The sequence below is a fragment of the Cellulomonas soli genome (genome assembly GCF_013409305.1).
In the GTDB taxonomy this organism is placed as follows: Bacteria; Actinomycetota; Actinomycetes; order Actinomycetales; family Cellulomonadaceae; genus Cellulomonas; species Cellulomonas soli.
This window is the reverse complement of the sequence record NZ_JACBZJ010000001.1, coordinates 1,491,197-1,510,231: the sequence shown is the minus strand read 5'-3', so window position 1 is coordinate 1,510,231 and position 19,035 is coordinate 1,491,197. Positions and strand designations below refer to the sequence as shown.

Annotated in this window: 15 protein-coding genes and 1 pseudogene; 4 read left to right on the top strand and 12 right to left on the bottom strand. The window is 70.7% G+C overall.

The genetic code is table 11. The features are described 5' to 3' along the window. Nucleotides 1-151 precede the first annotated feature (151 nt). From BKA22_RS06995 to BKA22_RS06985, 3 genes are read right to left on the bottom strand one after another with little or no spacing between them, the layout of a single operon-like run. Entirely contained in the window at nucleotides 152-3,211 is a 3,060-nt protein-coding gene (locus BKA22_RS06995) for a lantibiotic dehydratase (RefSeq protein WP_146952834.1), read from the bottom strand. Then, nucleotides 3,208-4,440 (bottom strand): lanthionine synthetase LanC family protein, encoded by a 1,233-nt coding sequence (locus BKA22_RS06990; protein ID WP_179561675.1) that lies wholly within the window; start codon nucleotides 4,438-4,440, stop codon nucleotides 3,208-3,210. Before BKA22_RS06990 ends, BKA22_RS06995 begins: the two co-directional genes overlap by 4 nt. Beyond that, entirely contained in the window at nucleotides 4,437-5,810 is a 1,374-nt protein-coding gene (locus BKA22_RS06985) for a lanthionine synthetase C family protein (RefSeq protein ID WP_179561674.1), read from the bottom strand. The genes BKA22_RS06990 and BKA22_RS06985 overlap by 4 nt, the downstream gene beginning before the upstream one ends. 1,031 nt (nucleotides 5,811-6,841) lie before the next feature. Between BKA22_RS06985 and BKA22_RS06980 the strand changes: the two are divergent. Further along, nucleotides 6,842-7,129: pseudogene (locus BKA22_RS06980) on the top strand (transposase); the annotation flags it as partial. A 297-nt stretch (nucleotides 7,130-7,426) separates the two neighbouring features. On the opposite strand, the gene BKA22_RS06975 reads toward BKA22_RS06980, so the two are convergent. From BKA22_RS06975 to BKA22_RS06960, 4 genes are read right to left on the bottom strand one after another with little or no spacing between them, the layout of a single operon-like run. Further along, on the bottom strand, nucleotides 7,427-8,518 hold the full coding sequence (locus BKA22_RS06975; protein ID WP_146952830.1) for an FtsX-like permease family protein: 1,092 nt from the start codon (nucleotides 8,516-8,518) through the stop codon (nucleotides 7,427-7,429). Beyond that, entirely contained in the window at nucleotides 8,515-9,156 is a 642-nt protein-coding gene (locus BKA22_RS06970) for an ABC transporter ATP-binding protein (protein ID WP_146952829.1), read from the bottom strand. The genes BKA22_RS06975 and BKA22_RS06970 overlap by 4 nt, the downstream gene beginning before the upstream one ends. Next, on the bottom strand, nucleotides 9,137-10,270 hold the full coding sequence (locus tag BKA22_RS06965) for a peptidoglycan-binding domain-containing protein (RefSeq protein WP_179561673.1): 1,134 nt from the start codon (nucleotides 10,268-10,270) through the stop codon (nucleotides 9,137-9,139). Before BKA22_RS06965 ends, BKA22_RS06970 begins: the two co-directional genes overlap by 20 nt. Further along, nucleotides 10,267-10,773: a hypothetical protein gene (locus BKA22_RS06960; RefSeq protein ID WP_146952827.1), complete on the bottom strand. Its 507-nt coding sequence runs from the start codon at nucleotides 10,771-10,773 to the stop codon at nucleotides 10,267-10,269. Before BKA22_RS06960 ends, BKA22_RS06965 begins: the two co-directional genes overlap by 4 nt. A 374-nt stretch (nucleotides 10,774-11,147) precedes the next feature. Here BKA22_RS06960 and BKA22_RS06955 point away from each other — a divergent pair, with 374 nt between their 5' ends. Beyond that, nucleotides 11,148-11,486, top strand: coding sequence for a hypothetical protein (locus tag BKA22_RS06955; protein WP_146952826.1), 339 nt, complete (start codon nucleotides 11,148-11,150; stop codon nucleotides 11,484-11,486). A 313-nt stretch (nucleotides 11,487-11,799) separates the two neighbouring features. On the opposite strand, the gene BKA22_RS06950 is transcribed toward BKA22_RS06955, so the two are convergent. The 5 genes from BKA22_RS06950 to BKA22_RS06930 all read right to left on the bottom strand — a co-directional run bounded on the left by BKA22_RS06950 (nucleotide 11,800) and on the right by BKA22_RS06930 (nucleotide 17,587). Beyond that, the gene (locus BKA22_RS06950; RefSeq protein WP_146952825.1) at nucleotides 11,800-12,390 is read right to left on the bottom strand and encodes a dihydrofolate reductase family protein; all 591 of its coding nucleotides are present in this window, start codon (nucleotides 12,388-12,390) and stop codon (nucleotides 11,800-11,802) included. Nucleotides 12,391-12,672: 282 nt separating this feature from the next. Further along, complete coding sequence (locus tag BKA22_RS06945) at nucleotides 12,673-12,996, bottom strand: DUF4333 domain-containing protein (RefSeq protein ID WP_179561672.1); 324 nt, start codon at nucleotides 12,994-12,996, stop codon at nucleotides 12,673-12,675. Next, the gene (locus tag BKA22_RS06940) at nucleotides 12,972-13,466 is read right to left on the bottom strand and encodes a hypothetical protein (RefSeq protein ID WP_179561671.1); all 495 of its coding nucleotides are present in this window, start codon (nucleotides 13,464-13,466) and stop codon (nucleotides 12,972-12,974) included. The genes BKA22_RS06945 and BKA22_RS06940 overlap by 25 nt, the downstream gene beginning before the upstream one ends. Nucleotides 13,467-13,494: 28 nt before the next feature. Next, nucleotides 13,495-16,776: a fibronectin type III domain-containing protein gene (locus tag BKA22_RS06935; RefSeq protein ID WP_179561670.1), complete on the bottom strand. Its 3,282-nt coding sequence runs from the start codon at nucleotides 16,774-16,776 to the stop codon at nucleotides 13,495-13,497. Between the two features lie 268 nt (nucleotides 16,777-17,044). Continuing rightward, nucleotides 17,045-17,587 (bottom strand): GNAT family N-acetyltransferase, encoded by a 543-nt coding sequence (locus BKA22_RS06930; RefSeq protein WP_223203554.1) that lies wholly within the window; start codon nucleotides 17,585-17,587, stop codon nucleotides 17,045-17,047. A gap of 64 nt (nucleotides 17,588-17,651) precedes the next feature. Here BKA22_RS06930 and BKA22_RS06925 point away from each other — a divergent pair, with 64 nt between their 5' ends. After that, nucleotides 17,652-18,053, top strand: coding sequence for a RidA family protein (locus BKA22_RS06925; protein WP_146952822.1), 402 nt, complete (start codon nucleotides 17,652-17,654; stop codon nucleotides 18,051-18,053). Between the two features lie 94 nt (nucleotides 18,054-18,147). Continuing rightward, on the top strand, nucleotides 18,148-18,909 hold the full coding sequence (locus BKA22_RS06920) for a glycerophosphodiester phosphodiesterase (protein WP_146952821.1): 762 nt from the start codon (nucleotides 18,148-18,150) through the stop codon (nucleotides 18,907-18,909). The last annotated feature ends 126 nt before the right edge of the window (nucleotides 18,910-19,035 follow it).

The window sequence follows — 19,035 nt, the reverse complement described above, 5'->3', positions numbered from 1 at the left end:
ACCTGGACTGCTGGGAGGAGGCCACTCACGACACTGGTGGCGACGAGTGTCCCCGTGTGTCCGGGGCTGAGTCGCAGTGCCCGGCGGAACAGGTCCACGAACAGCTCTGCTCGGGCGGCGGCCCGCCGGCGACTTGGCGGACGCAGGCCAATCACCGCTGGCCGCGCAACTGGGCGACCGCCCGATCGAGCGCGCGCCGCCACAGGCCGTAGACGCGCTGCTCGTCGATTCGGGGCACTCCCAGCCTGTTGCAGTGGAGGTGCAGCACCGAACTGATTACGTCCCGTCGTGACGAGGTCAGCGTTCCTGCTGCCGCCGCCGACTCGAGCGAGGCGTCTAGCCGGAGGCAGGCATCGACGATCGTTGTGGGTGCCGCCGCGCCCAGGGCGGCCCAGAGATCGGGGCCGACGGTTCGCCAGTCGCCGCCACCGGCCGTGGGCCCGGCGAGGGTTGCGGCGAACTCTCGGCGCTCCTTCAGCTCTGGCAGGAACACGCGGGCCAGCACGTCAATGTCGGTAGCCGCGCGGACTAGCAGGGAGGTGAGCGGAACTGGCCCGGTGGTACGCCCTGCGACCCACCGACTCGACGCGGCGAACACGGACTCTGCGGCCCGGATGCAGCCCGGACCGCCGTAGCGATCGGTCTCCTGCCGGTAGGGCATCAGGACAAGATCACGGACGAGCCCCGCGTCGCGCATTCGTGCAGCAAGGTCGACGATCTCATTGAGCCCCCCCGCCCCCGCGCTACTCAGACGCAGACGCAGATGGGGAGCGGGGTCGCCGTATCGGATGAAGAAGTACTCGAGGTCGGCCCAGCGCGGGTCCTGCGCAAGCGACTGAATCACGTCGTCCTGCAGTCCTCGGGGTCCGTAAAGCTTGCCGTAGACGTACTCCCGCCCGAACCAGTCGGTGCGTGCCCGTTCGTCGACCAACCGAGGCACTGGGGCACTGCGTTCGCCTGGAGCCGCGCGGTCAGGCAGGTCCGAGCGTTCGACCGTCAACACAACGTCCGCGGAGTAGGGCCGTTCCTCTGTGTCGCGGAGGATGCCATCGGAGACGCCGGGCAAGACCTCGCTGACGCACACCTGCGACTCGTGATCTGACTTCCACGACCACCAGAGGTCGAACAGGGATGCGCGTCGGTCCAGATCGAGGTGCAGGCGGTTGTCCTCTCGCGTGAGGAACACGTGGCGTGGCACTCGCCAGCGGGCTCGCCACGCAACAACGGCCTGTTCGAACTGGGTGAACGTCAGGGCCGTCCCGGCCCGCAGCTCGGGCGCAGCGCGCAACGACCATGAAGCCGGGCGCACGACGACCCGACCATGCCTCAGCCGCGGGAGGAACGGCGCAGCCCACTCAAGGTTGCCCCAATCGAAGCCCGACACCGGCCGGAAACGGTGGAACGAGCACTCGAGGAGGAAGCGCACAGCGTTGGGCGCCATGCGGAGGTTCAGTAGGCTGCTCTGGACGGCGACTATCTCCCGCCCGGTCCGCCCGTCCCAAAGTACGAGCATGGAGTCACGCACACCGACGCAGATGCCGTCCAGCGGGACCACCTGCTCGGCTGGCACGCTCGGCTCGACGTTGACCGGGATCTCATACTTCTGAACCACCGCCCGGGTGGCGACGTTCATCGCCTTGGCTAGCGTCGGCAAGTACGTAAGTTCCGCCACGTCCACGCCAGGCAGCGCTCGCCCCCAGACCCCGGCCGCCAGGCGCAGTGCACACTGGCCGTCTTGGTCGACCACATCCCAGAACCGTCCGACGAACGAGCCTGGCGGTCCCGAGGGAACTGTCGAACACACGGCTGTCCAGTCTTCACCGGGCCCCTGAACCGGTGTGAAGCAGACGTCAGATGCGGGGGCGAGCGGCCGGACGTCACGCACCGAGATGCTGCTCTCGGCGAAGAACTCCAGGTCAGCGTCGCTGAGATCGATCTCGGTTCCGCCCGCCGTCAGCGACTGCGAGATCCACGACTGCAGAAGGGCTACCCGAGAGAGCGAGATGCTTGTCCGGTCCTCGGTGGGCTCGGCGAGCGGGAACTCACGGGACGGGTAGCTGTAGGTGTCAGGTGGGCCGAGGCCGGTCTCTTCGCAGAGTAGGTGCAGGAGTGGAACTCGGGCGCCGGCGCCGTACTCCTCGGCAAAGGTCTTGGCGTATGCCGTTAGGTGTGGCGGGTAGCAGGAGGTCGTGTCCAATCGGAGCAGAGTGTCGGCGACCTCCTCAGCCAGACCCCGGCACGGTTGCGGTACGACGAGCGGTCCGTTGGACTGAAGAGCACTGTCCACGTGCAGCACCGGCTTGGCGCGGTCCCAGGTCATGGTTCGTTCGACGGCGCGCAGCACAGGGTCGTCCTGGCGCCCCACGTGACCGGGCAGGTCATCTAGCGCCTCAGCGACGGCCACGCGCCAGTCTCGAGGTGCCCACGGCGGCACCCCGCCGTCTCCGCGGGCCTGCATCCGTTCGGAGGAGACCAGGATGTTCGTGTCGAGAAGTTCCCCAAGGAATCGATCTAGGGCCTCGGGGGCTTGAGTTGGGTAGGCGTCGGCAAGCACCGAACGCAGCTCACCGAGCGTTGTCCCGTCGCCGACCTTGTCGAAGACCAAGGCGAGGGGTGGCGTGACCTGGACGCTGAGCGAGCGGCGGTCGGCGTCCCCGTAGGCGTCGGCGAGCGGCAGCCACACCCGATGCTGCGCGAGCGTGGCAAGGTCATTTCGCCGGATCGTGAGGTCGGCGGATCTCGTTGCCACCCGCTCGCGCGCCGCGGTCATCAGTACCCCGGAGTCGAGCCGAGCCCGACCGTGGAGAACCTCACCGGCGAGGAGCTGGCCGCTGCCGCCCCCACCGTCAGTGCGGGCCCAGCTCACACCGCTGAACAGGCCGAATGGAGTGGTCCGCGTGCACGAGCGTACGAGGTAGCGGGTGAGTTTCAGAAGTGGGCCGAGCTCGATGGTCCCCTCGTTGCGCGCGCGATCCAGGATCTCAGCAACCAGGGGGTTGGCCAATCGTGTTGCGCCGCTGAAGCCCGGGGCGTCGAACAGGGCCCGCAACGCTCCGAGGAACGGAACTGGGCTGTCCCGTCGGAGATCGCCCGCGGGCAGTGCTGCTTCGACCGTATCCCACAGCATGTCGAGGGTGGTCAGAGGCAGCCCGGGGGCACGCACCAGGGCGCCCGGCTGCGCGCGGTAGCGTCGCGAGTGAGTGCCGTTCATGCGCGTGCCTCCGTGCTGGCTTTCGGGACGGCCGCGCCGACGTCCGGCAGGCCGAGGAAGATCGAGAGTCCGGTTCTCGCGCCGGCGAGTTCAAGGCCGCACAGCGTGAAGCCCGCAGCACCGTCCAGGAGGTCAAGCAACGACCACACGTCCGTTCCACCGCGGTCGACCGTGAGCGCACCGCGGGCGCCTCGCTCGAGAGCAGCGTCGACCGACTCGGCGACCGACGCCGGGACCCTGGTCCCCAGGCGGTCGCGAATCAGGAGTATGCCTGCTGCGCCGTGGCAGAGCCCGGGGCCAGAAAGAGGCGCCTGCCCTGCAGTTGCCTCTCCAGGCAGGGCAACGTCTGCGAGGCCGTAACCGTCGAGCACTGATCGCGCGAGCCCGAGGTTCGCCGCCGTGCCGTCCTCGCCGCTGCACCACGACGGACGCAGCGGAGGTACGTGTGCCCGGCTCTCGTCGACGGCTCGCACCAGGTTGGCGAGCACGTCACGAGCACCGGCCGCGGCCTCGTCGTGCTGGATAGCCACCGCCAGCGCCGCGGCGATTCCAGGAAGACCGTGAGCTGCCCCGAGCGCCTTGGGGTCCTTCTTGACAAGCTCGATGGAGTCTGAAAGCTGGCACAGGATCGCGCTCGCTCGGGCGATGAGCGGCCGCGGATCTGGGCCAGAGTCGATCGGCGAGGTGGCGAGCAGCACGAGCGTGCGCACTACCCCCGCAAGGCCGTCGGTGACATCGAGGAGGCTTGCGGGAATGGGTACCTGCGGGTCATGGGCGTCCAGTCGGTCCAAGACCCGTCGGGCACCGGCCATCCAGCCTTCGACTAGCTGGCGGTGGGTCGGTGCGAATGCCGGTGCCCGTCGGGCGCAGGCATCGGTGGCCCAGAGCAAACCGCCCGACCCCCGGAACAGCCCGACGGCCGACTGGGCGGGCGCGTGGTCGGAGGGCGCCACGCGCGTGATGATGCGCGCGAGGGTCTCCTCGGTCCGTGCGAAGTCGGCGCCCGGTGCGACACCTCGTGCGCAGGCGTAGGCCCACAACCAGCCGGGGAGTCCTCCGGCGAGGGAGGCTCGCGGCCGACGGCACGCGGCGACGGCGTCATCCAGCCCGGTCGGATCTAGGACGACTTCTTCCGTTAGGTCGCCATAGGACTCCGCCCAACTCTGCCACGCCCCAGTCGTCCAACGGATGGAGACCTGAGACGTCGGGGACCACGTGTCGGCGCTCACGAACGCCGCCTGCCGCCGAGGATGGTCTGCAGGCCAGCATCGTCGGGCGTCTGGAAAGAGTCGAGTGCAGCGAGGACGCCGGCCGTCCCATTGAGTAGCCCGGACGTGTCGGCGGTGCACTCTTCGAGTGCTCCCCGCATCAATCCATGTTGATCCGGGTCGATCGCGCTCAGGAGAGCTCCAACGAGGTCCGGGGCCTCGTCCGGTGTGACGTCAAGACAGGCGAGAACCCCGGCGAGGCCGTGGCAGATCGCTGCGTTGTCGACGTGGCCCGCGCGCACGCGAGCGAGTGCAGCCGTGCGGGCGGACTCCGCGAGTGTGCTCACGCTGCTGCTTCCCAGCGCGGATGCAGCCATCCCGAGAGCCGCCGACACTCCCGGAGTGCCGTAGCACCACGCAGTTCGCGCGGCATCGGTCCTTGATCCGACGGCGTGCTGAGGATCGATCCCCGAAGGCCAGTCCGCGCCGTACTCGTCCTCGAAACTCCACACCGACAGGCGCTCGCACAATGAATGAAGCGAAGCGTCGAGGTCCGGCACGACTATGCCCGCCGAACTTGCCGCGCCGAGGACCGCGAGAATTCCAGGGACGCCGTGGGCGAGGCCGAGATTGTACTGGCCGCCCGGATATCGCGACCAGAAGCCACCCTCGTGAGGCGGGTAGAACTCCGGTGCGACATAGAAGCCCAGATGCGGTCCCCGGGGTGATCGCACGATCTCCACAAGGTACTTCGTACGTTGGCGCCCGAGCGCGATCAGCATGTCCCGCTCGTCTGTCAGCCGGGGACTCTGAATGAGTGCCAGGATCGCAAGGAGTTGCCCAGCGGCGCCGCGTATGACGTCGTAGGTATCCATGGCTGGGTCGCTGATTTGCACGCCATACGCGAGGCGGTGCGTGCGGTCGGCGAGGTCCTCCACCAGACGGTGAAGCGCCGGCAGGTAGCGGGGCTCGACGGCGGCCACCTCGTCGAGGGCGAGGACGAAGCCGCCCAACCCCTCGAACAGGCCGACGCTTGAGAAGGGATGGAGTTGCGACTGACGCGCACCGCGGCCCATCAGTTCGACGGCGCACCTAAGGGCGGCGTCGTCTCCCTGTAGTCTCGCCCGCCGCGCGAGCACCCATGCAACACCCGCGGCACCTGAGGCCAGGTCAGGCGCCGGGGAGCAGCGCAACGTTCCTGCATCCACCTCGGCGCACAGGCTGCGTGAGAGTAGGGCTGCTCCGTCGGCGATGGTGATGACCCCGGTGGGGGCGCCTGCAACAGCGCCCCCACCGGTTGCGAGTGCGTCGATCAACAGCTGCAGCTGTTCGAGCAGAACTTGCCCAGCGACGGTGTCGGGCAGCACTCTGAGTAGCAGGTGTCGCTGCACGACCAGCAAGTCGTTCCGAACGTCGTGAAGCCCTGCGGTTCGACGGCCAGGCTCCGCTCGGTGGTGCGAACGTCGAGGTCGAACGGGTCCTTGGGTGTCATGGTTTGCCTCCTGACTCTGGTGACGGGCGGCGTGCCCGTCCCGCTGAACCGGCCTAGAGAACGGCCTCGGGACAACCGGGGACGAGGTGTTCTCCAGGTGGCGTCACGTGCGACGCAACCGACGCTGCTGCAGCCAGAAGACATGGCTTCGCCATGAGATTGCCCCCTTTTGTCGGCCGCTGAACTCAGGGCCGGTAGGCCACGGCTGTGGCTTCGGCAGGAGTATTTAACCCGCCCTCTGAACCCCACAGGGACATTCGTCCCTTGACCCGTCGGGTGGGCCTTGTGGGACGTGCGTGTGGTGGGATCGAGCGCGTCGCGAATTCGCGCAGGGCCTGTTCGCCGTCGAGGATCACGTCCAGGTCGAGGCCACCTGAGCCACCTACCGGCGCATGATCGGCGCCTACCGCGACACCGACCGAAGCCGCGGCCGACCGGCGATGGCTGCACTGATCGACGCCCTCGCGACGAACTCGCGGGTGTCGGCCAGCGGTCACTCGTCTGGGTGAAGGCGCGGCACCCGGCCCCGGGCCATGCGGGACAAGCAGTGCGACCTGCACGTTCGCGTGTCCCCGGTGGTGCATACCGTCCGGCCCGTGGAGACCCTCTTCGCTCCATTCCGCGACAGCCGGCTCGTGATCGCGGCTCGGCGCCGTTGGTGATCGTCAACCGGTGGCTGGGGTCATCGGGTTGCAGGGGGCGGGTGCGTGGCTGGGTGGGCCGCTCTCGGATGTCGTGACGCGAACGACTCCCGCGGTCGAAGTGGTGGTCTCCGCGGTCGTGCTTGTGGCGCTAGTCCCGCTGACCTGGACGCACCCCCAGACAGTGGCGGATTCCCGGCTCGGGGCCACGCTCTGGCTGTGTGCGGGGCTCCTCGTGCCGACCGGCCCGTCCGTGCTCGTGCAGCGGCCTTCTCGGTGGTCACATCCGCCGAAGACCTCGTGGCCGGCGGTCAAGGCGATGCAGCTCAGCGTCCACCAACAGCCCACGCCCGAAGACGTCCACGCCCAGTTCGACAAGCTCCTCGACCAGGTCACCGGGCCCCTGCCGGCCGTCGCCGGGCACCTGGACGACGCCCGCGCGGACTTGCTCGCGTTCACCACGTTCCCCAAGGAGATCTGGCGGAAGAGCTGGTCGAACGACCCCAGCGCACGCCTGAACAAGGGGATCCGCCGCCGCACCGACGTCGTGCGGTCGAGCTCGACGAGACCCGCGCTGGGCCCTTGAGGTCACGCCGGCGGTCCAGGCTGACGCAGGGGCGGGGCAGGGCGAGGGGCCCGCCTGCACGGGCATCGTTTCGGCAGCCTGTACACAGCAGCAACCGAACCTGTACACAGCCCCGAGCGCCCGTCGACCCGAACCTGACTTGACCTGGGCTTACGAGGTTGGCTGAACAAGCCACACAGGGTTGTTCGTCTCGGACAACCAGAGCAGTACGGGGAACCCCCGGTCGGAGTCACTCCGGCCGGGGGTTCTTCGTTTGTGGTGCCCAAAGATCGTCGGAGGCCCAGCCGGTCAGGGCGTCCTCAGCACCCGCACGGGGTCTTGCCACGCGGCTGCTACCGCCGGGACGACTGCCGTGGCGGCGGTCACGAGCACGGCGATGACGCCGACGCTCACGTCGAACGCCACCGTCGGTGCGATGCCGGTGCGTGAAGCGGCCGCGGCGCCGGCCAGCACACCGAGCGTCGACCCGAGCGCTGCAGCAAGGGCGGCTCGCAGTACGACCAGGCTGACCAGCATCCACCGTGCTGCGCCGAGCGCGCGCCGCCGGCCCAGGTCCCGGCGTCGCAGCAGCACATCGGCCAGCACAACCACGCCGACGAGTACGGCACCGGCACCCATCACCAGGATCAGCATCCCCCGACCGAAGACCGTCAGATCACCGGCGACGCTCTGCTGAACCGTGGCGAGGTCGACCGGCGACTCCACCGTGACGTCGCCGGGGTCTTCCCTGTTCAGAGTCGCGAGCACAGCCGACTGCGTGGACGATGCGGCACCCGCGCTGCGCGCGATCACGTAGAGCGCCTGGGCGTTCTCGCCCGGGGATGCGGCAACCACCGCACCACCGTCGAGAGCGTCGAACGGCGCCCGAGGGGCGTACGAGCCGACGATCGCGAAGGTCGCGCCGTCCGAGCCGAGCAGCGAACCGACCGGTTCGTCCAGCCCGAGAGCGCTCATCGCCGGTGCGCTGACGAGCGCCTCGCCAGGGTTCGGCCACCGTCCCGCCGTCAGGCGCACCGCCGAGGAGAGGTCGCCGGTGACCGCGCGTGCGGCGACCGCGGTCCCGCCCGAACCGAAGACGGCGTTCGAGGCGTCGAATGCGATTCCCAGACCCACGGCCCGTTCGACGGTCGACAACGACTCGACCGACCCGACCACGGAGGAGGTCAGGAAGCCCTGGCTGCGGGCGTCGCGCACGACGAGCTGACGCGACCCGGCGCTGTTCAGCCGCTCGGCGACCTGGGCCTCCGCGCCGGCCGTCCGTCCGACGGTGAGGATCGTGGTGACGCACATCGCCGCCACCAGCACGACCACCATGAGGGTGGGAACGCGTTGCGCCCGCGCGGACGCGGTGGCCTCACGCAGCAGTTCGCGCAGCCTCACAGTGCGAGCACCTCGTCCGCCTGGGCGAGGACGTCCTTGTCGTGCGTTGCGATCAGCACGCACGCGTCGTCCCTCGCCGCGGCCCGCAGGCTCCCCAGGACCAGGGCGGTGTTCTCCTCGTCGAGGTTCCCGGTCGGTTCGTCCGCGAGGATCACCGCCGGGTCGTTCATCAGCGCCCGCGCGATCGCGACGCGTTGCGCCTGCCCCCCGGAGATCTGACCAGGGCGGTGCTCGACGCGCGTGCCGACCCCGAGCTGATCCAGCAGCTCGCGTCCGTGCCGTTCGACCGAACGCCGCCGGTCCCCGCGGTAGAGGGCTGGTTCGCACACCGAGTCCAGGATGGTGCGGGTCGGGTCGAGCACCGCGTCCTGGAAGACGAACCCGATGCTGGATGCGCGGACGCGTGCCCGCCGGGCGTCGGACAAGTGGGTGACGTCTCGCCCGTCGAGCAGCACCGCGCCGGCGCTGGGTCGCAGCATCAGACCGATCACGTACAGCAGCGTGGACTTCCCGCGCCCCGACGGACCGGTGATCGCGGTCAGTGCCCCCGGGGCGAACTCCCACGACAGGCCACCGAACAGCTCCTCGGTGCCGCGTCGGTAGGAGAATGCCAGCCCCTCAACCTTGATCCGGCTCACCGGCGCCGCCCTGAGTCGAGGATGCCGCGTCCAGCACCACCACCTGGTCACCCGCGGTGAGCCCGTCGACGATCGCAAGGCCGTCACCGGCGGCCAGGACCGTGACGGCCTCCTCGTCTCCGCCCGGGAGCACGACGTACGTGCCGCCGTCCGCGGCGGTCCTGACGGCCGCCACCGGGACCGCCGGACCGGTGGTCTGCGGGACGACCTGGACCTGCGCGAGCAACGTGATCTGCTCCTGGGCCGGCAGCGACGCGCACTGCTCACCGCACACGGCCCCTCCGTCCGGGCCCACCAGGGCGAACGTCGTGCTCCCGTCCTCGCCCACGGTGGACGAGGTGACGACCGCGGCCCACTGCAGGTCCTCGAACGTCACCATGACGTCTGCCTCGGCCGGAACCAGCCGCGCCTGGTCGGCGCCGAGCACGAGGCGGAACTCGGCATCCCCGGCCGGTGCGAACACGGCGGGTTCGCCCCCGCCGACGACAGCGCCGACGACGAAGTCCTCGTCCAGCCGGTAGGTCGCGGGCAGTTGGGGGAACGCGATCAACGAACCCAGCGTGACCGTCCCGGTCGCAGGCTCTCCGACGGCCTTCTGCCAGGCCGTGACCGCCCGTGTCGTCGAGGCGCCGAACCGCCCGTCGCTCGAGCCCTGGAAGTAGCCGAGGTCGCGCAGCGCGTCCTGCAGCTGGGTGACGTCCGCACCGGAGGTCCCGCCGGCGAGGTCGCGGTAGAACGGCATCACCCCAACGACCGCCCGTGCCGGCACGCCCGCGACGACGAACACCGGCTCGCCGAGCTGGGCATCACCACCGCCGACCGAGGTGACGACACCTTCGAGCGAGTTCGACGCCAGCAGCCGGAACGGGCGCGCGACGGTCACGTTGACCGCCAGCGCACGGCCCACCCTGCCGTCGACGACCTCGACCTGAACCTGCTGCGAACCCGCGTCGACTTCGGGGATGTCGTGCGCGGTGGTGACCCGCGCGGCCCACCACCCCGCACCGGCGGCCAGGGCCACGACCAGCACGAGTGCAAGCCACCGCGCGGTGCGGCGTGCGCGCGGCTCGTGCTCGTCGTGACCCGCCGGTGCGTTCTCTGCCGGCGCCGTCACTTGTAGAGCACGTCTGTCGGCGGACTCGGCGGGCATGCCTGCTGCAGGCTCTCCCACACGCGCTGCTCCGTGCTCACCAACGGTTCCACCGCGTACGGGTCGAACGCACCCTGCCCGCTCTGGAAGCTGTCGACATAGACGTCCTCGGTCGGGAGCCCATCGATGTCATATCCCTTTCCGGACAGGCACGGCAGCAAGGAATCGCGCACGTAGCCGTAGAAGATCCGGATCTGGTCTTCGCTGAGCGTGCGGACGTACTTCGGGTCCAGAGGATACTTCGCCTGGCAGATGTATTGCTGGAGATTGATCGCCGAACTTTGATCGACGGGCGACTCGACCGACCAGCCGTCGGACTCCGCGCGTGCGGTAACCCCGACGTCGGCAAGGCACTGCACGATCACAGCGGTGCGCTCGTCGGGTGTCACCGTACGGACCACCGCCACGTCGGGCGGGTCCTGGATGCCGTAGAGCTTCGCGGAGTCGCTCACGGTCTGAAGCAGCACGTCAGCGTCACTACCGGAGTACGGGTCGACCGCTGGGCTCGTGGCAGGGGCGGCGCTCGCACCCACGCCGGGCGAGGGTGCGGCTGACCCCGGGTCGCCACCCGTGCACGCCGAGGTCACGAGCACCCCGACGACCAACACCGCTGCTGCTGCACGGCGCATACCAGCCCCCTTTGCTGACCGTGGATGGCGCTGACGATCCCACGTCCTGGGGACAAGAAGCAAGCGACGCCCCCGACCGGTCGATGATCGTTACCCGTTGCGTACAAGGCCCACAAGAGCCATATTGCTCGTTGCCGCTGGAGGCCCGCTGGGTGAATGAGTTATGCCATCCATTACACAAGTGGTGGTCGGGTAAACAAGCAGGAGGCATCATGAAGTCGCTCGTCCGTACAGCTCTCGCCGCCGGTGTCGTGCTCGCCGCGACCGTCGCGCTGACCGCGCCCGCGTCCGCCTACGAGTCCGTGGGTGCGCGCAGCTGCGCCGCCAACTACAAGGTCTCCGTCGCCTCGACGGTCACGATCTCCGGCTACTCCGGCAGCTACGACGCCAGCCACACCTACATCAGCGGTCAGAGCCAGACCACCCGCACCGTCACCGGCACCGGCCTCAAGCGCTCCTTCGGGCCGTACCAGTTCGTCTCCCGGTGGAGCGCCTACTCGCCGAACCGGCCGATCTCGGGCCAGGCCGACTGCTCGAACACCGGCGTCTGACAGAAGGTGGGGCGCCGCACGATCGGCGCCCCACCTGGCCAGCGCGCGCGATCAGCTACCGCGAGCCTGGGGACGCAAGCCCTGGTGGGTGTCATGCGTCCGCTCGCGTCGTTCTGGGCAGGAGCCATGCACCGCCGAAGCGCCTCTCGATGTCGGTGGCACCATCGGCAGGACTTCGCAGGCGGCCATCGGCTTGGTTCTCAGCCATGCGGTGTGTAGCACCCGTCAGCCCGCTCATGCCCCGCCCGCCCCGCGCGTGTGGTCGGGAGCTGCTGGGCGGGTCCATGGCCGCGGCTGAGGGCCGCATCACCGCTCAGGCCGGTCGGCGGCGCACCCGGTAGCGCAGGTGCAGCACCCGGTCGCCCTGGATCACCACGTCGGGGTCCTCGAGCAGGTGCTGGGCGTGGACCGACCCGAAGTAGCGCTTGCCGGAGCCGAGCACGACAGGTGCCACGTCCATGCGCACCACGTCGACCAGTCCCGCGGCCAGCACCTGGCCACCGACGTCGCCGGCGGCGACCTCGACGATGCGGTCACCCGCGAGCTCCTGCGCCTTGGTGACGGCCGCCTCGACGCCGTCGACGAAGTGGAACGGCGCCTCGGGGTCCCAGCCCTCGGGCATCGGCCGGTGAGTCACGACGACCACGTGCTCGACCCCGCCGGGCGGCGTCCCGTCCCAGCCGTCCGTCAGGTCGAAGACGTGGCGGCCGACGACGGTCACCCCGATCTGGTCCCAGTACGGCCGGGTGTAGTCGAAGGACGCCTGTGACACCTTCAGCGCGCCGGTCTCGTCCAACGGCACGTCACCGCTGAGCAGCCAGTCGAACAGGGGCCCGGGCTGGTCGTCCTCGTCCGCGATGAAGCCGTCGACCGACACCGAGCCGTACATGACCACCGTGCCCACGAGGTTCTCCTCTGCCTGGGGACGCCCTCAGGCTAGCGATGCGTGGGCCGGCGCTCTTGTCAGGGAACGGTCGACCGGCTGTGGGCAGATGGCCAGTCGATGAGCGGTCGAATGCGGCCGCGAGCGAGGCGGTCCGCTCTCGCCAGTGCGTCCGGAAGCCGGTTCGGACCCGCCATGGCGACGACGATCCGTGCCGCTTCGGCGATCTCGAGCCCAGTGGCGGTGACGTAGAGGGGACGTCCGCGTCGCCTGAGCCCTGGCGACCAGCTGCGGTGCACGGGTTCACGAGCCGGCCGGCAGCGGCTCGTCGTCGACCTTGACGTACAGGGTGTGGTGGTCGTCCTCGCCGAGCTCCGTGACGCTGACGGTGAGTCCGATGCGTTGGTCGCCGTCGGTGAGCACGCAACGCACCTCTGCGTCGACCCGTACCGGTAGCGGATCGGGGCAGTCGATGCTGTCGGGCGTGCTTCCGACCTGCTGCAGCAGCAGCTCGTCGGCCTTCTTCTCGAGCTCGTCGGTCGGTACGAACTTGGTGTCGACGTGCACCGCGCACCCGGCCACGACGAGCGTCAATGCGATGGTCAGGGTCGGCAGGGTGTGACGCACCGGGATGTGGTTCCACCCGCCGAGACCCGGCAGGTCCCATCGCCCTGAGCCGCCCTGGCCTGCCTGGAGGCTCCTGACCTCGGCAGCGAGGCCGCGCGGTGGTGGCCCTCGATGCCAAGGTGATGCATCGGTCCCGCTTGGCCGCCTCTGTCTCTCACCTCGCAGGCCCGCAGCAGGAACCCGGCGGACTCCCGGACCCCGAGGGCGTGCCGCAGCGTGTTGTGGTCGCGGCCGACCGCGGCGCCGATGGCCTTGGTCGTGCGGTTCCCGGCGGCGACGGCCTGCAGGATCGAGTTGTAGGCGGCCTTGTCCAGGATGCGTGGGTCCTCGCGCAGCAGGATCGCGCGCTGGTTGAACAGCGCTCGGGCGGGGTTGAGCAGCTCCTGCGCGAACCAGGCGTCCAACCCGTCCACCGAGCCGGGCGGCGCGGTCGAGACCAGTGGCCGGTAGCCGGGCGTCCCGCCCAGCACGGCGTCGAGGTGGAAGGCGACGTGCGGGTCAACCGCGGGGGCGGAGCCGTCGCGCGCGTGAGCCGAGGACGGCGCCCGCGCCGGCCAGGGTGAGCATCAGGGCCGTGAGCGCGGCACCCTGCACGTCGGCGCCGGTCGCCGCCAGGGTGCTGCTCGCCCGAGCAGTGGTGGTCGACGCAGTCGTCGTGGCGCCCGGCACCCTGCTCGTGGTGGTGGCTGAGGCGGCAGCCGGTGCGACGACCGCGACGGCCGTGTCGACCGGTGCGACCCCGGCCATGGTGGCGACGAGGGTGTGGCTGCCCGTCACACCGGCCGGCAGGGTCACGGTCAGGCGGTAGGTGCCGTCCGCGGCCACGACTGTGGTGCCCAGGAGGATCGGGGTCGAGTGCAGCTCGAGGACGATCGTGGCGCCCGGTGTGGCACCCGATCCGGTCATCGTGATGACCGTGCCCGCCGTCATCGACTGCATGTCGAGGGGCTTGCCGTCGGCCGTGGTGTAGCCCGGGGTGAAGCGGAACGGGGTCGCGGTGGCGTCCTGGGACGCGGGGCCGACCCCCGTGCCGTTGATCGCGACGACGCGGAAGTCGTGCTCCACCGCATTGGTCAACCCGGTGACGGTCCCCTGGGTCTGCGTCGCGGCGACGACGGCCCCCTGCGTCCAGGTGCTCGTCCCGGTGGGCCGGTGGTCGACCCGGTAGCCCGTCACGGCGCTGCCGCCGTCGCTGGCGGGTGCCTGCCAGGTCACGGTCACCCGGCCGTCGCCGGGGGTCGCCGTGCCGATGGTCGGCGCGCCGGGAACGGCTGCGGGGACGACCGTCACGGTGTCCGCCGTGCCGAGGATGCAGGGGCCCGTGAAGAAGACGGTGCACGCCGCGACCGTGACGGTGTAGGTGGCGCCGTTCGTCAGCCCGGTCAGGGTCGTGCCGAGGGCGCTTGCGAGGACGTCGTGGGTGGTGACGGGGCCCCCGTCGCTCTGGCTCACGACGTACTTCTCGACGGTGAACCCGCCGGAGGAGGTCGCCCACGACAGCGTGGCCGACCCGTCGGCCGGCGTGGCGGTCAGCGCGGAGACGGTCGAGGGGACCCACACCGGGCCGCCGATCGTCTGCGCCGCGCCGGTCAGGTCGAAGGAGTTGGTGGCGGTGATCTCGACCGTGTACATCCCGCCGACGGCGAGCGACGAGATCGTCGCGCTCGGCACGGGCGTCCGATCGAGGGTTGCCCACGCCCCGGAGGGCTCGAGGCGATAGCGCACGGTGTACTCGAGCCCGCCCGGCGCACCGCTGCTCACTGGCCCGACCCAGGTGACGTGCAGCTTGCCCGGCTGGGCCATGTCGATGTACATCATCACCCGGGTGACGATGCCTGGTGCGACGGGGTCGACGGTGAGCGTCGGGCTGATCGTCGCGGTACCGCTGGCACCGGTGACCGTCACGGTCAGCGGGTAGCTCCCGACAGCTACGGGCGTGCCGCTGATCGTTTCGGCGCCGTCCCACGACAGGCCGGTGGGCAGGCCGCTCACGGCCCTGACCGTCGTACCCGTGCCGCCCAGGGTGATCGTCGAGGAGTACGGCTGCCCGTAGGTCGCCGTCGCCGGCGCCCATGTCGCCGAGGCGGGGACGACGATCGTCACGTCGGAGGTCACCTGGGCCGTGCTGCCCACGACGCGGATGGCGACCGCCTGCGTGCCGGTCGTGGCGCCGGCCGGCAGGGTCCCGTTCAGGGTGGTCTCACCTGCTGCGTCGGCGACGCCGCTGTCGAGGATCGCCTCGGCGGGGGTACCGGGTGCGAAGACCAGCTCTGCCTCCCGGCCGGTGGGGACACCGGTGGCGCGACCTGCCACCGGGGCGCCGGCGATGCGCGGCGTGCCGTCCAGAGGCGTGCCGGAGGAGGTGAAGGTGCCCGCCAGGAGGAACGGCGTGAAGGTGCCGGTGGCGGCCGTGCTGTCGCCGATGGCGTTGTGGATCGTCAGGCTGTACTCGTAGCCCGCGCGATTGGTCAGACCCGTGAGCGTGCGCGTGCCGGTGGTACCCGTCGATGCGAAGGTGTCCGTCGTCCACGACGGTGCGCCGAGGACCCGGTACCGCAGGGTGGCCGAGTCGATCGCGGCCCCGTGGTCGGCGGCGGCCCAGGTGAGGGTCGCGGACCCGTCGCCCTCGGCGAGGGTCGTGTCACTGATCGACGGGGCGCCGGGCAGGACCATCGGCGCGCTGGACCTCCAGGCCGACCCGCCGGCGGTGTTGCCGGCCCGCACCCGGACGGTGTACTCCACGCCGGGGGTGAGGCCGCCGATGGTCGAGCTCAGTGCCGCGGTGCTGCCCGCCGAGGTCCACCCGGTGTCGCCCGTCGCCTGGTATGCGACGTCGTAGGTCACGGGTGCGCCGCCGGAGCTGGCCGGTGCCTGCCACGTCGCGGTGACGGCGTGGTCGCCCGGTGTCGCCGTCACGGACGTGGGCGCGCTGGGTGCCGTGGCGCTGACCACCAGCGTGAAGGTCCGGGACGCGGACCCGACGCCGTTGTCGGACTCCACGGTGAAGGTGGCGCTCCCGGCTGCCGTCGGGGTGCCGAGCACGACACCGTCGGGGGACAGGCTCATCCCGGCGGGAAGTGCGCCCCCGACGACGCGCCAGACAGGGGTCGGGGTGCCGGTCGCGGTCAGTGGCTGCGAGTACGCCTGGCCGAACGAGCCGTCGGGCAGCGTCGTCGTGGTGATCGTGGGAGCTTCGGTGTGGATCGTCAGCGAGAGCGGTAGGTCGGCGGTCAGATACCCGTAGTCGACGGCGCTCTCCCAGAGGAGGTCGGCCTGTCCCGGGGCGTTCTCGGATCCGAAGAGGATCCCGCCGCCCAGGTAGTTCGTCGTGTTGTTGAACATCAGGTTCGAGCTCGAGAAGTACGTATAGGCGCCGGGGCCTGCGGTGGTCCGGACCCGCACGACGACCGCGTAGCGGACGCCGAGATGCAGCGCTTGCTCGGTGCCGAAGATGCCGGTGACGACCCCGCTGTTGATCGACGTCGACATCGCCGCGACGCAGCTACCTGGGCGGGGAAGGTCACCGTCCGTGGCGCAGATCGACAGCTCTGGGTACTGATCGACGACGCCCTGCAGGGTCAGCGACGCCGAGGTCACGAGCATGTCGGCGGTGGCCACGAACGTCTGACCGATGCCCATGGCCATCCACGGGTCATAGGACCCGGTCCCGCCGTCGACGGGCACGACCTGCACCGTGGTGTCCGCGGCCTGCGATGCCGCGGCCGGCACCACGAGCGCAGCCACCGTGCCGATCGCGACCGCCGCGGCGATGCGGCTCACCCGACCTCGTCGCCGGGAGCCGGCGGGAGAACCCGAGTCGGATCGCTGGGCAGTACCGCCGGCAGTGGTCGTGCTCATCGCTGTCACGTCATCCTTGCTCGAAGTCGAGATCGGTCGCCGTCACGCTGCCGTGGCGCATGTGGGAGCGCTCCCAAAGCCAGCGCGCCGAGACAGACACCGAGGTCATCGGCATCGGGTGCTCATACCTTGATGAGTGACCGCCGACGGATCTTCAGGTGGGACGCGGGCGCCATGGCGCCGGTCGAGCTCAGCGCGTCTGCGGGACGGGGCCGACAGGCGCGAGGTCGCGTCGGTAGAACGCGCTGAGGGGGTCGGGCCGGTAGTCCGCGAACGGCGGGCACGGGACGAAGCCCGCACGCTCGTAGAGGCGACGGGCCGGCGCGAAGTACTCCTCCGCGCCCGTCTCGAGGTGCACGGTGGCGTAGCCGCGCCCGGTCGCGATCGACAGGACGTGGTCGAGCAGCGCCGCGCCGACGCCACGTCCGCGGGCCGCGGTGGCCGTCCGCATCGACTTCAGCTCGCCGTCGGTCGGCGAGAGCTCCTTGAGCGCGACGCAGCCGAGCAGCACTCCCCCGGCGTCGCGCGCCGTCCAGAACGTGAGGCCGGGCGCCGTCAGGGCGGACGGGTCGAGGGCGTGCACGGACTCGGCCGGGGTCGTGGCGTACATGTCGGCCAGGTGCTCGCCGAGCAGGGCGAGGACGTCGGGTCGGTGAGGGTCGTCGAGGTCGATCGAGACGGGGGCGGCGTCGAGGTCCATCGGGGTGCGGCTCCAGGGGTCGGTGGCCCTCATCGTGCCACCGGGGTCGCGCGCTCCCGTGCTGCCGCCGTGGGTGGCCGGTGGCACCGTGGGGCGCATGGAGATCACGCGTCTGCAACCGGCCGGGCTGGTCGTCAGCCCGGCGTTCAGCCATGTCGCCGTGGTGCCCGCGGGCGCGACGACCATCTACGTGGGCGGCCAGAACGGCGTCGACGCGACCGGGGCGGTCGTCTCGGCCGACGTCGCCGAGCAGGCGGTCCGCGCGATCGAGAACGCCGAGGTCGCCCTCGCGGCGGGAGGGGCCACGCTCGCCGACGTCGTGCAGTGGACGGTGCTGGTCGTCGCCGACGCGAACCTCGGGGCGGCCTACGGTGCCATCGCACCCCGGCTCGCGGGTGCGGGAGCGCCGGCTCTCGTCACCGCCGCGCGGGTCGTGGGGCTCGGGGTGCCGGGTGCGCTGATCGAGGTGAGCGCCGTCGCGGCCCTGCTGCCGGCGTGAGACCGCGCGGCGGCGGACGAGCGCGCACGGTCCCGTGGCCTCGCCGGGCCGTCGAGGAAGCGACGGCCTACCGTGAGGGCGTGGAGCGCACGCCATGACCGTCGTCATCGCACACCGGGGCAACTCCGCGGTCGCCCCCCAGAACACCCTGGCGGCGTTCGAGGCCGCGTGGCGGGCCGGTGCGGACATGTTCGAGCTCGACGTGCAGCTCACCGCCGACGGTGCGGTGGTCGTGATCCACGACGACGACGTCGACGCGACGACCGACGGGAACGGCCTGGTGAGCGAGCACACGCTCGCCCAGATCCGTGAGCTGGACGCCGGCTCGTGGTTCTCCCCCGGGTTCGCCGGGGCGCGGGTGCCGACCTTCGAGGACGTCGTCCGGCTGCTGCTGACCCGGCCCGGGATCGCGCTGCTCTGCGAGGTCAAGGGCGAGTGGACGGTCGACCAGGTGCGGCTCGTGACGGACCGGGTCCTCGCCGCGGGCCTCGAGGACCGCGTCGTCGTGCAGAGCTTCTGGCCGGGCACGGTGGCGGCGCTCCGCGAGGCGGCGCCGACGCTGCAGCGGGGGCTGCTGGTGGCCGACGCACCCGACGACCTCGTCGCGCGGTGCCTCGAGCTCGGGGTCGCGATGTGCAACCCGCACGGCGTCCTGCTCCTGCAGCACCCGGACCTGCTCGGCAGGCTGCACGACGCGGGGCTGAAGGTCATGGTGTGGACGCTCGACGAGGACGTGCACTGGGCTGCGGCGGTCGCTGCAGGGGTCGACGGGATCATCACGGACCGGCCCGACCGCCTCGCGGGCTGGCTCGCCGGGCGTCGGTCCGACCAGGCGGAGCACGGGACCCTGGCCTGATCGCGAGGACGTTCCGGTCATGCTGGGCGGTACCGCCCCCGCACCGGGCGAAGCCCCGGGTGGAGTTCGCGACGGGGCCGTCCGGACGCTTGTCGACGGACCTACTGTGTGAGTCCAGGACGGCAC

What these genes read in the sequence shown, in the direction of transcription:
- BKA22_RS06995 (WP_146952834.1), bottom strand. Translation starts at nt 3,211, where the DNA reads ATGAACGGCACTCACTCGCGACGCTACCGCGCGCAGCCGGGCGCCCTG.
- BKA22_RS06955 (WP_146952826.1), top strand. Translation starts at nt 11,148, where the DNA reads ATGAAGTCGCTCGTCCGTACAGCTCTCGCCGCCGGTGTCGTGCTCGCC.
- BKA22_RS06930 (WP_223203554.1), bottom strand. Translation starts at nt 17,587, where the DNA reads ATGAGGGCCACCGACCCCTGGAGCCGCACCCCGATGGACCTCGACGCC.
- BKA22_RS06925 (WP_146952822.1), top strand. Translation starts at nt 17,652, where the DNA reads ATGGAGATCACGCGTCTGCAACCGGCCGGGCTGGTCGTCAGCCCGGCG.
- BKA22_RS06920 (WP_146952821.1), top strand. Translation starts at nt 18,148, where the DNA reads ATGACCGTCGTCATCGCACACCGGGGCAACTCCGCGGTCGCCCCCCAG.